Here is a 12,201-nt window from a genome sequence, read left to right on the forward strand (position 1 = left end):
ACCGACTGACCCCACGTCGTGGGGGAGACCCATGTCCGCCCGGCGGGACCGCTCGTATGCTCCCTCCATGACGGATCACCAGGCACAACGCCCCGCAGCCCCCACCGAGAACGCGATGCGCCGCGCCCTCAGGCGGGCCAGGGACGGGGTCGCGCTCGATGTCGCAGAGGCCGTGGTGCTGTTGCAGGCGCGCGGGGGGGATCTCGCGGAGCTGGTCGGGGTGGCGGGGCGGGTGCGGGACGCCGGGCTCGCGGCGGCCGGGCGGGCCGGGGTCGTCACGTACTCGAAGAGCGTGTTCATACCGCTCACCCGGCTCTGCCGCGACAAGTGCCACTACTGCACCTTCGCGACCGTCCCCGGCAAGCTGCGCCGGGACGGCCACGGGATGTTCATGACGCCCGACGAGGTCCTCGACATCGCCCGCCGCGGCGCCGAACTCGGCTGCAAGGAAGCGCTGATCACCCTCGGCGACAAGCCGGAGGACCGCTGGCCCGAGGCCCGCGAGTGGCTGGACGCGCACGGCTACGACGACACCATCGCGTACGTACGGGCCATGGCCATCCGGATCCTGGAGGAGACCGGACTGCTGCCGCACCTCAACCCGGGGGTGCTGTCCTGGACGGACTTCCAGCGGCTCAAGCCCGTCGCCCCCAGCATGGGGATGATGCTGGAGACCACCGCCGAGCGGCTGTGGAGCGAGCCGGGCGGGCCGCACTACGGGTCGCCCGACAAGGAGCCCGCGGTCCGGCTCCGGGTGCTTGAGGATGCCGGGCGGTCGTCGGTGCCGTTCACCTCGGGGCTGCTCCTCGGGATCGGCGAGACGTACGAGGAGCGGGCCGACTCGCTGTTCGCGCTGCGCCGGATCGCCCGCGCCTACCACGGTGTCCAGGAGCTGATCATCCAGAACTTCCGCGCCAAGCCGGACACGGCGATGCGCGGCATGCCCGACGCCGAACTCGACGACCTGGTCGCCACGGTCGCCGTCGCCCGCCTCATCATGGGGCCGAGCGCCTGCCTCCAGGCGCCGCCGAATCTGGTGGACGCCGAGTACGAGCGCCTGATCGAGGCCGGCATCGACGACTGGGGCGGCGTCTCCCCGCTCACCATCGACCACGTCAACCCCGAGCGGCCCTGGCCGCAGATCGAGGAGCTGGCGGAACGGTCCGCCGCCGTCGGCTTCGAGCTGCGCGAACGGCTCTGCGTGTACCCCGAGTTCGTGCGGCGCGGCGAGCCCTGGCTCGACCCCCGGCTGCTCCCGCACGTGCGGGCCCTCGCCGACCCCGAGACCGGTCTCGCCAACCCCGACGCCCCCGTCCGCGGCCTCCCCTGGCAGGAGCCCGACGAGGCCTTCACCGGCGCCGGCCGCACCGACCTGCACCGCACCATCGACACCGAGGGCCGCACCGGCGACCGCCGCCAGGACTTCGACGAGGTGTACGGGGACTGGGAGGCGCTGCGCGAGGCCGCCGCGCCCGGCATGGTGCCGCAGCGGATCGACACCGACGTGCGGGAGGCCCTCGCCGTCGCCGCCGACGACCCGACCCGGCTCACCGACGCCCAGGCCCTGGCGCTGCTGCACGCCGACGGGCCCGCCCTCGACGCGCTGACCCGGATCGCCGACGACGTCCGCCGTGCCGTGGTCGGCGACGACGTCACGTACATCGTCACGCGGAACATCAACTTCACCAACGTCTGCTACACCGGCTGCCGTTTCTGCGCCTTCGCCCAGCGCCGCACCGACGCCGACGCGTACACCCTCTCCCTCGACCAGGTCGCCGACCGCGCCCAGCAGGCCTGGGAGGTCGGCGCGGTCGAGGTGTGCATGCAGGGCGGCATCCACCCGGACCTGCCGGGCACCGCGTACTTCGACATCGCGCGGGCCGTGAAGGAACGCGTCCCCGGCATGCACGTGCACGCCTTCTCCCCGATGGAGGTCGTCAACGGAGCCTCCCGCACCGGCCTGTCGATCCGGGAGTGGCTGACCGCCGCCAAGGAGGCCGGGCTCGACTCGATCCCCGGCACCGCCGCCGAGATCCTCGACGACGAGGTCCGCTGGGTGCTCACCAAGGGCAAGCTGCCCACGGCCACCTGGATCGAGGTGATCACCACCGCGCACGAGCTGGGCATCCGCTCCTCGTCCACGATGATGTACGGGCATGTCGACCAGCCCCGGCACTGGCTCGGGCACTTCCGCACGCTCTCCCGCATCCAGCAGGAGACTGGTGGCTTCACGGAGTTCGTGACGCTGCCGTTCATCCACACCAACGCGCCCGTCTACCTGGCGGGGATCGCCCGCCCCGGCCCGACGGTCCGCGACAACCGGGCCGTCATCGCGATGGCCCGGCTGCTGCTCCACCCGCACATCCCCAACATCCAGACCAGCTGGGTGAAGCTGGGCACCGAGGGCGCGGCGGAGATGCTCCGCTCGGGCGCCAACGACCTCGGCGGCACCCTCATGGAGGAGACCATCTCCCGTATGGCGGGGTCGAGTTACGGCTCGTACCGCTCCATCCGCGACCTGGAGGCCATCGCCGAGAGCGCGGGCCGCCCGGCCAAGCCCCGCACGACGCTGTACGGGGAGGTGCCCGAGGAGCGGCAGCGCACCGCCCGCGCCTCGGACGGGCATCTGCCGGAGCTGCTGCCGCTCGTCCAGGAGTAGCGGGGAGGGTCAGCCCACCAGGAGCTCGCGCTTCAGCTCCTTGAGCTCCTGGTGGTCGACGCCCAGGCCCTGGCGCAGATACGCGCGGAAGGAGCCGTACTCCCGCTCCACCTCGTCGAGGCTGGCGTTCAGGTACTCCGGGCGGACGTCGAGCAGCGGCTTGTAGACGGCGGCCTGCTGCGGAGGCAGGTGGGACAGGACGGCCTCGTTGGCGGCGGCCCGGTAGGTGTTGCTGGCGAGGTAGTCGGCCATGACCGTCTCCTCGGGGACGCCGAGCGCGGTGAGCAGCGCGGCGTCGGCCCAGCCGGTGCGGTCCTTGCCTGCGGTGCAGTGGAAGAGGACGCCGCCGTCGCCGAGGGTGTCGAAGACCGTGCCGTACGCGGCCTTCGCGGTGTCGCCGCTGACCATGAAGCGGTTGCCCGTGACCATCATGTTCTCGGCCTCGGCCGGGGACTTGGGCAGCGTGGCGAAGGTGCCGGTGCCCGCGAGGACGTCGGCGACGGCGTAGCGCGCCCCGGCCGGTACGCGGTCGGGGGCGGCCGAGCGCTCGGACTCCATGCGCAGGTCGAAGACGGTGCGTATGCCGAGGCGCTCCAGCTTGGCGAGGTCGGCGGGGGTCGCCTTGTCGAGGGCGTCGGAGCGGTAGACCTCGCCCATCTTCACCCAGTGCCCGTCGCGGGTGCGGTAGCCGCCCGCGTCACGGAAGTTGACCGTGCCCTGGAGGCGGATCAGCCGGTCGGCCAGGTGCAGCGAGCCGCCCCGCTCGGGGACCAGGTCGAACCAGCGGCGGTCGGCGGAGGGCAGCCCGGAGACGGTGACGCTGCCGGAGGAGCCGCCGCGGGCGACCGTGCGGCCGTCGGTGCGGACGGCGACGGCGCGGGTGCCGGGGGCGTCCCAGGTGACGGTGAAGGTGCCGCCGGGGTTCTCGGTGACGGTCGCGGCGGTGAAGGGGATGGCGATGCGGGAGTGCTGCGCGTGGCCGTGCGCGGCGGCGGTGGGGGCGGCGAGACCGACCAGGAGCGCGGCGGCGGCCAGGGCCGCGGAGGAGGTCTTGACTCGTGTCACGGTGTTCATGGCGCGGATGGTTCTGGCCGGGGGCCAACTTCCGGTGAACTGCGCGCAAAAGTGGACTGACAGGCGTCGGATCACATAACGCTCTGCACCCCGAACGAGCGCATCCGGTCTATTACAGTGCTGGACCAGAAGCTGCTGACCGGGGGAGGGCGCGACGTGACCACCACAGCCGCGGCCGTGTGGGGCCGCACCGAACAGCAGGACTTCCGGTCCCGGGTCCGCGGCTGTCTGCTCGGCGGCGCCGTGGGCGACGCGTTCGGCGCCGGGGCGGCCGGGCGCACGCTCGCCGCACTCCGCGAGGCCCACGGCCCGGAGGGCCTGACCGAGCCGGTCCCCGCGTACGGGAGGCACGGCGCCGTCACGGCCGCCACGCAGATGGCCCTGTTCACCGTGGACGGCCTCATCCGCGCCCAGGTCCGCCGCGACACCGGCGCCTGGCACCCGCCCACCGACGTGCACCGGGCGCACCTGCGCTGGGCGGCGACGCAGCGCGACTGGGGCCCCGACGAGCGGCGCCCCGACCTGGGCTGGCTGGCCCGCGAGGAGTGGCTGTACGTCCGCCGGGACCCGGCCAGGGCCTGTCTGACGGGCCTCGGGGACGAGGTGCTCGGCACCCTGGACCGGCCGAAGAACCCCGGCGCGGCGGACTCCGGCGCCCTGGTCCGCTCGGCGCCCTTCGGGCTGCTCGTCGGCTGGGAGCCGCAGCTGGTCTGCCAGCTCGCGGTGGAGTGCGCGGCGCAGACGCACGGCGACCCGGCCGGATATCTGGCCGCCGGCGCCCTCGCGGTCGCCGTGCACGGCGTGGCCCGCGGCGACGGCGTCGAGGGCGCCGTCCGCACCGCGCTGGAGCAGCTCGCCGCGCGCCCCGGCCACGAGCCGGTGACCGAGGCCCTGGAGGCCGCGCTGGCCGCCGTACGCCAGGGGACCCCGGACGCGGAGCGGGTGGCCGCGCTCGGGGCGGCGCAGGACCGGGCGGAGGGGCAGCTGGCGGCCGCCGTGTACTGCGCCTCGGTCGGCGAGGACGTCCGGCACGGCCTGCGCCTGGCGGTCAACCACGACGGCCCGTCCGCGGCGACCGGCGCCCTGACCGGCGCGCTGCTCGGCGCCCTGCACGGCGAGACGGCCCTCCCACCGGCCTGGCTGACCGGCCTGGAGGGCCGCGCGACGATCCTGGAACTGGCGGACGACTTCGCGATGGAGATGACCCAGGGCACGGCCCTGCACGGGCCCACCGACGCGGCTCCGGGGTGGCTGGCGCGGTATCCGAGGGGCTGAGGGGGCCGATGGGGTGGCGGGGCTTCGGGCGCCGGGGCTTCAGGCGCTGGGTCCCGCGCGGCTGGGCCCCGCATGGCTGGGCCCCGCCGAGGAGAGGCGCGCGCGGGAGGCGTCAGCGCATCAGTTCCCCCGCGTTGACCAGCAGCGACTGCCCGGTGATGGCCCGTGCCCGGTCCGAGGCGAGGAAGGCCGCCGCCTCCGCCACGTCCCCGTCCGTCGCCAGCTCCGGGAGTGCCATCCGCTCCGTGAGCCGGCCCAGGACCTCGGCCTCCGGGACCTGCTCGGTGTGCGCGGTGAACTGGACGTACGCCTGGACCGGCGGCCCCCACATCCAGCCCGGCAGCACGGTGTTGACCCGGATCCGGTGCGGGCCGAGCTCGCGTGCCATCGAGTACATCGCCGAGGTCAGCGCGCCCTTGGACGCCGCGTACGCCGCCTGCCACACCTGCGAGGGCGCGGCCACCGCCGACTGGGTGCCGATCAGGACCACCGAGCCGCCGCGCTCCTTCAGGGCCGGCAGACAGGCCCGGGTCATCCGCAGCGTGCCGAGCAGGTTGACGTCCAGGACCCCCTGCCAGGTCGCGAAGTCGGCGTTCTCAAGACCGCCGAAGTACGAGTCCCAGGCGGCCACGTGGACCACCGCGTCGATCCCGCCGAAGCGCTCCACGGCGAGCGCGGCCAGCGCCTCGCACTGGGCCTCGTCGGTGATGTCGGTGACCCGGTAGGCGGTGCGCTCGCCGCCGGGGTCGATCTCGGCGGCCGACTTGGCGAGATTGGCCTCGGTGCGCGCGCCGAGGACCGCGCGGCCCCCGTCCCGTACCACCGTCTCGGCGATCCGGTGGCCGAGCCCGGCGCCGACGCCGGACACCACGACCGTCTTTCCCTGGAGCAGCCCTTGGAACGCCATCCGGAACCTCCCTGGACCTGTTCAATGATCTGACGGCCCGTCAGAGTAGGTGCACGGAACCGAGCAGGGAAGGGGACAGACGATGAGCGACATCGAGAGCGACGTCGAGGGCGGGATCGAGAACGGGATCGAGAGCGGGATCGGGAACGGGATCGAGGGCGGGATCGAGGCCTACGCGGAGCTGGCGTCGGTCGGCCCGTACGGGGTGCACCCCGGTCACGCGCTGATCACCATGGTCGAACCGCACCCGGGCCACGAATACGCCTACAACCGCTGGTACGAGGACGACCACTACTACGCGGGCGCCATGGCGATGCCCTGGATGTTCGCCGGCCGCCGCTGGGTCGCCACCCGCGCGCTCCAGGAGCTGCGCGGCCCGGAGAAGTCCGCGGTCGCCCAGCCCGTCACCGCGGGCTGCTACCTCTCCACGTACTGGATCACCGAGGGCCGCTACGACGAGCACATGAAGTGGACCGTCGGCATCAACAAGCGCCTCAACCGGGACGCCCGGGTCTACCACGACCGCACCCACGTCTTCACCTCGTTCCAGGACCACGAGGCGACCGTCTACCGGGACGGCGCGGCCGGGCCCCGGGACTTCCACGCCCTCGACCACCCGTACGCCGGTCTCGTCCTCCAGGTGGTCGACACCGAGGGACCCGAGGCGCGCGACGCCCTCGTGGAGCGGCTGCGCTCGCGCGAACTGCCGCGCAGGCTCGCCGGTTCGCCCGCGGCGATGGTGACGCTCTTCCGGCCCACCCCACTGCCCGGCGACCGCATGACGTACGTGAAGCAGGTCGAGGGCGTCGACACCCGGCTGACCCTGCTGTGGTTCCTGGAGCGCGACCCGCGCGACTGCTGGGACGGGCACTTCGCGGACCTGGTGGCACCGGAGTGGGGCGCTCGGGTCGAGCTGGTGGCGCCGTTCGTCCCGACGGTGCCGGGCACGGACCGGTACGTGGACGAGCTGCGCTGAGCCGCCGGGGGGGGCATGGCCGAGCCCCCTCGGCCAGGACGGCGGACCGGACGAGAGGGCTCTTTCCACGGGGTGGTGCGGGTGGTGCGGGTGGTACGGGTGATGCGGTGCGGACCGGGGTCACAGGGCCCCGGTGCTCACCTCGCCCACGAACGCGCTCCAGGAACCCGGCGCGAAGGAGAGGGAAGGGCCCGCGGGGGCCTTGGAGTCACGGACCGCGATCGCGCTCACGACGGGGGACTTGACCTCGACGCAGGCCCCGTTACCGCCGGAATACGAAGACTTGGTCCACGTGTCCGTGCCGCCCTGAATGATGCCCATGTTTCTCAACTCCGGTTTCTGTAGGTGTCACGCCAGCGTTCTGCTCCGCTTGACGTGATCGACGCTACTAGCCCATCCCCGTCCGGTGGGACTGGCGTTCACTCGACCGGATGGCATATTCCAACTGCGCTTCCGCCGAGGCGATCCGGGGGTGTACCGTACCGGCCTCCTCCCGTCTGGCCAGGGCGAATGGCGGCATTCACCCCCGATTCCCTTCTTCGTCCGCGTCCTCCTTGTACTCCTTCGCGATCCGCGTCACGAACTCCCGCGTCTGCTCCGCGTTCAGCGCCTGCGCCCGCAGGTGCTCGTACATCACGCTGTACTTCGCGACGTCCTGCGCCTTCTCCAGATACAGGTCGCTCGTCACGCCCTCGATGTAGACCACGCTGGAGTCGGACGTGTCGGGGAATTCCAGGATCGCGTAATGCCCGCTGATGCCCGGGTGCGCGCCCATGTCGAACGGCAGCACCTGCACGGTCACATGGGGCAGCAGCGACTGCTCGACCAGGTGCTCCAACTGCTCCACCATCAGCCGCTTGCTGCCGACCACCCGGCGCAGCGCGCCCTCGTCGATGACGGCCCACAGCCGCAGCGGGCGCTCCTCGTCCTTGACCCGGTCCTGGCGGCGGGTGCGGACGGTGACCCGCTTGTCGATGTCGGCGGGCGTCGACTCCGGCAGCGCCCCGCTGATGACGGCCTCGGCGTAGCCGTGCGTCTGGAGCAGGCCCGGGATGATCTGCGGCTCGTACACCCGCAGACTCTCCGCGTCGGTCTCCAGACCGATGTAGACGCTGTACGGGATGTCGCCGAAGGCGTGCCACCAGCCCTGCTGGCGGGAGTCCTTGGCCATCTGCATGAGCGAGTCGACCACCCGCTCGTCCTCGACCTCGTACACCCCGCACAGGTCGCGGACATCGCGCTGGCTGATGGAACGACGGCCGTTCTCAAGGCGGCTGATCTTCGACTGGGAGACGAGGAGACGCTCGGCGACCTGCTCGGCCGTCATGTTCTTCGCTTCCCGGAGCCGGCGCAGCTCCTGGCCCAATCGGCGTCGCCTGACGGTGGGGTTGACACTGGACGCCACGGAAACTGCACCTCCGGCTGTCGGCTGCGTAGCTGTGAGTATCTACTGCTTGGCAGACTGCCACCAAAGGTGTGGTGTGCGCTGGGAAATCACCAGACGCGCGCATGCGGGACGGCCGTCACGACGGCCGTCCCGCACACGTATGCGGCTCCCGGTTCGGATCCGGTGTGGACCCGATTCGGATCCGGTGTGGATCACGGGGCGTGGGTCACGCGCGGCTCGCACGGCGACCGCACGCCCGGGGTCACATGGCGCGGGCCATGCTGCCCCGGCGCGGCTGCTGCGGAACCCCGCCCGCGGCCGCGTTGTTGCGGCGCGGCTGTGCGGCCACGCCGTTCTGGACGTCCATCACGGCGTGCGCCACGAGTCCGCCCATGGGGTCGTGCCGGATCAGGTCGCGCAGCCGGGACCGCGACGACCGTCCTTCGTTCCCCGGGTACAGGTGCTTGCCGAGACCGACCGCGTGGGCCAGCGCGGCGAGCGCCGCGGTCCGCGGGTCCGGCGGTACGCCGGTGCGGATCGCACTGTCCAGCCGGGACCTGATGTCCCGGCTGATCGCCGTGTCCGTCGCCTGGTAGCGAGTCGTCGGCAGCACCCCGCACATCTGGGTCTCCACGGCATGGACCATGCCGCAGCGCTCCAGGTGCGCGAGATAGATCTGACGCAGCCCCAGTCGGGGCCCGCCGATCCAGTGGACGGCCCGCACCGGGCTGCCGCGTCGGCGCAGCAGTTCCAGCGCGGAGTCCAGAGTCGGATCTCCGGTCGGCCGTGGCATCACCACGGCGATACGATCCCCGTCAGGGGCTATCCGTCCTGCCAGAGCCAGCTCCACTAGCTGTGCTCCGGCGAGGCCGAGGTCGAGCGACTGCGGCTGCGCTGTGGTACCCGTGGCCGGGTCCAGAGCGAGCAGCAGAAGCTCCTCCGGAATTGTTCTGCGGCTCCTGCCCATCCATGCCTCCCCGCGTGGATGAATGACAGGGTGACCCCTCTCACATTCATCTGTCGAGAGTGCCTGGCCGGTTCGTACGGGAACCAGCAGGTATGTCGTTCTCGTCTAGCACGGGAGCCAAGGGGTCCACACGGGACACTGGTAGATGGTTCGGACGTCCGGACGAGTTCCGGACTCTTTTCGTATGACGTTTCGTAATGACGCATGGAGGAGGCACGGTGGCGGGCGAGTCCCCGGACAAGGCGGAGCAGCGGAAGAGCGCGGCCGGCGACGACGGCAAGGACCCGCGGCTGTCCGTGCTCCAGGACCGCGTGGACGAGCCGACGGCGGTCTTCAAGGCGCTGGCGCCGAGGACGGCACCGGAGGATGCGGGGGTGCCCGAGGGGGCTGCTGCCCGGGAGACCGAGGGGGCCGCTGCCCCGGGGACTGCCGGGGGTGCCGCCGAGGGCGCCGTTGAGGACGCCCAGGGCGCGCCGGAAGGGGGCGCTTCCGGTGGGGACGCCCGGGAGGCCGCCGAGGACGCGGAGGCGCCTGCCGGGGGCGCACCGGAGGGCGACCGGCTGAGGGCGGCGGTGGCGGCGTGGGTCGCCACGGAGGACGAGGACGAGGACGGCCCGGAGGCCGCCGGGACGGCGGGCGAGGCGCCCGCCGACGCGGGGGCCGACGCCGACGCCGGTGCGGCCGAGGCCGGGCCCGCTGGGGCCGGTGCTGCCGAGCCCGCCGCTGGCGGTGCCACTGCGGCTGCCGCCGCGGTTGATGCCGCCGAGGCTGGTGCGGCCGAGTCCGCCCGTGCTGGTGCGGCTACCGACGCCGACGCCGACGAGGTTCATGCAGCCGCTGCCGGTGCCGCCGTGTCTGGTGCGGCTACCGTCGCCGCAGCCGACAACGACGCGGCTGATGCCGCCCCTGCCGGTGCCGCCGAGCCCGCCCGTGCCGGTGCCACTGCGGCTGCCGCCAATGCCGCCGCCGCCGACGCCACCGAGACCAGCGCCACCGAACCCGCCGGTGTCGCAGCCGCCACCCCGGAGCCCGAGGCGGACGCCACGCCCAAGGCCGAGCCCGAGGCCTCCGGCGCCGCCCCGGCCCGTACCACCTCCTGGGCCAAGGCCGCCGACGCCGCCGAGGCGCCGAAGGCGGCGGCCGCCGGTGACGAGTCCTGGTTCGCCGCCCGGAAGCCGACGCCCAAGGCGGAGCCCGAGGACGCCCCCGCCCCGGCGGCGAAGCCGGCCCCGGCCCCCGTTCCCGTGGACCAGCCGACCGCCGTCTTCAAGGCGCCCAAGCTGCCGGCGGAGCCCAAGGCGCCCAAGCCGCCCGTCGTCGACCAGCCGACCACGGCCCTGAAGCTGCCCGAGTCGATGTTCCGCCCGCTCCAGGGCGACATCACCCAGGAGCAGCCGAGCCCGAGCCCGACCCCGCCGCCCGCCGCCAAGGCGCCCGTAACCCCGTCCCTCTCCGAGCCGGAGCGCACCCGGCAGCAGCCGCTGCCGCCCCGCCCGCCGCTGGAGATCCTGGCGGAGCTGACGAACACCCCGCCGCCGCCGGAGACGCCGCTGCGGACCGGCGTGCGGCGGGTGAAGATCTGGACCCCGATCGTCATCCTGCTGCTCGTCGTGTTTGCGGTCGTACAGTTCGTGCGCCCGCTGCCCGAGCCGGCCCTGACGCTCTCGGCGGAGCCGACGTTCACCTTCGACGGCGGCGAGCTCAGCATGCCGTGGCCGTCCGAGGGCCAGGGCGCCGCCGAGGTCGAGGGCGTGGGCTCGCTCGGCACGTACGGCCCGCAGAAGCCGGCCCCGATCGCGAGCGTCGCGAAGACGATGACGGCGTACGTGATCCTCCGCGACCACCCGATCAAGGGGAAGGAGAAGGGCCCGGAGATCGAGGTCGACAAGACCGCGGGCGAGCAGGCGAAGGCGAAGGACGAGTCGACGGCCCCGATCAAGGAGGGCCAGAGCTACACGGAGAAGGAGCTCCTGGAGCTCCTGATGATCCCGTCCGGCAACAACGTGGCGCGGCTCCTGGCCCGCTGGGACGCCGGTTCGGAGGCCGCGTTCGTCGAGAAGATGAACGCCGCGGCCAAGGAGCTCGGGATGACGGAGTCGACGTACACGGACCCGTCCGGTCTGCAGTCGAGCACCGTGTCGACCCCCCTGGACCAGCTGAAGCTGGCGAAGGCGGTCATGCAGTACGACGTGTTCCGCGAGATCGTGGACATGCCGAACGTGACCGTCGACGGCATCCCCGGCCGGATCGAGAACAACAACAAGATCCTGCTGGAGCCGGGCGTCAGCGGCATCAAGACCGGCTCGTCCACCCCGGCCGGCGGCAACCTGCTCTGGGCGGCGAACACGGTCGTCGACGGCAAGAAGCAGCGCATCCTCGGCATCGTGATGGGCGCCAAGGACGCCGACCAGCTCTACCAGAAGCTGGACCTGGCCATCGCGAACAGCCTCAAGGTGATCCAGCAGGCGCAGAAGGACGTCACGTCCGCGGCGGTGGTGAAGAAGGGGCAGGTCGTCGGGTACGTGGACGACGGCCTCGGCGGCCGGACGCCGGTCGTGGCGACCAAGGAGCTCCGCGCGATCGGCTGGCCGGGGCTGAAGGTGAGGCTGGAGCTCACGAACGGCGGAAAGGCCGTGCCGCACTCCGGGAAGTCCGGTGACGTGGTCGGCCAGGTGTCGATCGGCACGGGCAACGGCAAGGTCAGCGCCCCGGTGGCCCTCCAGGGCGACCTGGTCGAGCCGGGCTTCGACAAGAAGCTGACGCGCGTCGGCTGACCCGCGCGGTCCGAAACGGTCGGGTGCCCGGGGAGCTCCCCGGGCACCCAGCTGTTAGCGTCGTGCCCGGGGACGGGAAGCGGAAGGGCCGGTACGGAGAGGCACCGGCGGAGCCGGGCAGGGCAGGGGAGAGGGCCGCAGTTGACCACCGCAGAGGGGACCCGGGAAACCGGAGGCCAAAC

General features: G+C 72.7%; 9 protein-coding genes. 4 read left to right on the forward strand and 5 right to left on the reverse strand.

The window, feature by feature from the left end; genetic code table 11:
* Positions 1-67 precede the first annotated feature (67 nt).
* On the forward strand, positions 68-2,659 hold the full coding sequence (locus tag ABTZ54_RS25065) for a bifunctional FO biosynthesis protein CofGH (protein WP_351667094.1): 2,592 nt from the start codon (positions 68-70) through the stop codon (positions 2,657-2,659).
* Positions 2,660-2,668: 9 nt separating this feature from the next.
* On the opposite strand, the gene ABTZ54_RS25070 is transcribed toward ABTZ54_RS25065, so the two are convergent.
* Positions 2,669-3,733, reverse strand: coding sequence for a tyrosine-protein phosphatase (locus tag ABTZ54_RS25070; protein WP_351667096.1), 1,065 nt, complete (start codon positions 3,731-3,733; stop codon positions 2,669-2,671).
* 156 nt (positions 3,734-3,889) lie between these two features.
* Between ABTZ54_RS25070 and ABTZ54_RS25075 the strand changes: the two genes are divergently transcribed.
* Positions 3,890-5,008: an ADP-ribosylglycohydrolase family protein gene (locus tag ABTZ54_RS25075; protein ID WP_351667098.1), complete on the forward strand. Its 1,119-nt coding sequence runs from the start codon at positions 3,890-3,892 to the stop codon at positions 5,006-5,008.
* A 112-nt stretch (positions 5,009-5,120) separates the two neighbouring features.
* Here ABTZ54_RS25075 and ABTZ54_RS25080 read toward each other — a convergent pair whose 3' ends face one another.
* Positions 5,121-5,915 (reverse strand): SDR family oxidoreductase, encoded by a 795-nt coding sequence (locus tag ABTZ54_RS25080; protein WP_351667100.1) that lies wholly within the window; start codon positions 5,913-5,915, stop codon positions 5,121-5,123.
* Between the two features lie 82 nt (positions 5,916-5,997).
* On the opposite strand from ABTZ54_RS25080, the gene ABTZ54_RS25085 reads away from it, so the two are divergent.
* Positions 5,998-6,891, forward strand: coding sequence for a hypothetical protein (locus ABTZ54_RS25085; protein WP_351667102.1), 894 nt, complete (start codon positions 5,998-6,000; stop codon positions 6,889-6,891).
* A gap of 120 nt (positions 6,892-7,011) precedes the next feature.
* On the opposite strand, the gene ABTZ54_RS25090 is transcribed toward ABTZ54_RS25085, so the two are convergent.
* The 3 genes from ABTZ54_RS25090 to ABTZ54_RS25100 all read right to left on the reverse strand — a co-directional run bounded on the left by ABTZ54_RS25090 (position 7,012) and on the right by ABTZ54_RS25100 (position 9,245).
* Positions 7,012-7,212, reverse strand: coding sequence for a DUF397 domain-containing protein (locus ABTZ54_RS25090; protein WP_351667104.1), 201 nt, complete (start codon positions 7,210-7,212; stop codon positions 7,012-7,014).
* A 199-nt stretch (positions 7,213-7,411) separates the two neighbouring features.
* A complete protein-coding gene (locus tag ABTZ54_RS25095) occupies positions 7,412-8,296 on the reverse strand; it encodes a helix-turn-helix domain-containing protein (RefSeq protein WP_351667106.1) in 885 nt (294 codons plus the stop codon).
* A gap of 244 nt (positions 8,297-8,540) precedes the next feature.
* Entirely contained in the window at positions 8,541-9,245 is a 705-nt protein-coding gene (locus tag ABTZ54_RS25100) for a GOLPH3/VPS74 family protein (protein WP_351667108.1), read from the reverse strand.
* 197 nt (positions 9,246-9,442) lie between these two features.
* On the opposite strand from ABTZ54_RS25100, the gene ABTZ54_RS25105 reads away from it, so the two are divergent.
* Positions 9,443-12,019: a D-alanyl-D-alanine carboxypeptidase family protein gene (locus tag ABTZ54_RS25105; RefSeq protein WP_351667110.1), complete on the forward strand. Its 2,577-nt coding sequence runs from the start codon at positions 9,443-9,445 to the stop codon at positions 12,017-12,019.
* Positions 12,020-12,201: the final 182 nt, after the last annotated feature.

The organism is Streptomyces sp. NPDC094032 (assembly GCF_040303965.1).
GTDB lineage: Bacteria > Actinomycetota > Actinomycetes > Streptomycetales > Streptomycetaceae > Streptomyces.

Bases quoted from the DNA above. Each gene is read 5' to 3' on its own strand.
- ABTZ54_RS25065 (WP_351667094.1), top strand. From the start codon at position 68: ATGACGGATCACCAGGCACAACGCCCCGCAGCCCCCACCGAGAACGCG.
- ABTZ54_RS25070 (WP_351667096.1), bottom strand. From the start codon at position 3,733: ATGAACACCGTGACACGAGTCAAGACCTCCTCCGCGGCCCTGGCCGCC.
- ABTZ54_RS25080 (WP_351667100.1), bottom strand. From the start codon at position 5,915: ATGGCGTTCCAAGGGCTGCTCCAGGGAAAGACGGTCGTGGTGTCCGGC.
- ABTZ54_RS25085 (WP_351667102.1), top strand. From the start codon at position 5,998: ATGAGCGACATCGAGAGCGACGTCGAGGGCGGGATCGAGAACGGGATC.
- ABTZ54_RS25090 (WP_351667104.1), bottom strand. From the start codon at position 7,212: ATGGGCATCATTCAGGGCGGCACGGACACGTGGACCAAGTCTTCGTAT.
- ABTZ54_RS25100 (WP_351667108.1), bottom strand. From the start codon at position 9,245: ATGGGCAGGAGCCGCAGAACAATTCCGGAGGAGCTTCTGCTGCTCGCT.
- ABTZ54_RS25105 (WP_351667110.1), top strand. From the start codon at position 9,443: ATGACGCATGGAGGAGGCACGGTGGCGGGCGAGTCCCCGGACAAGGCG.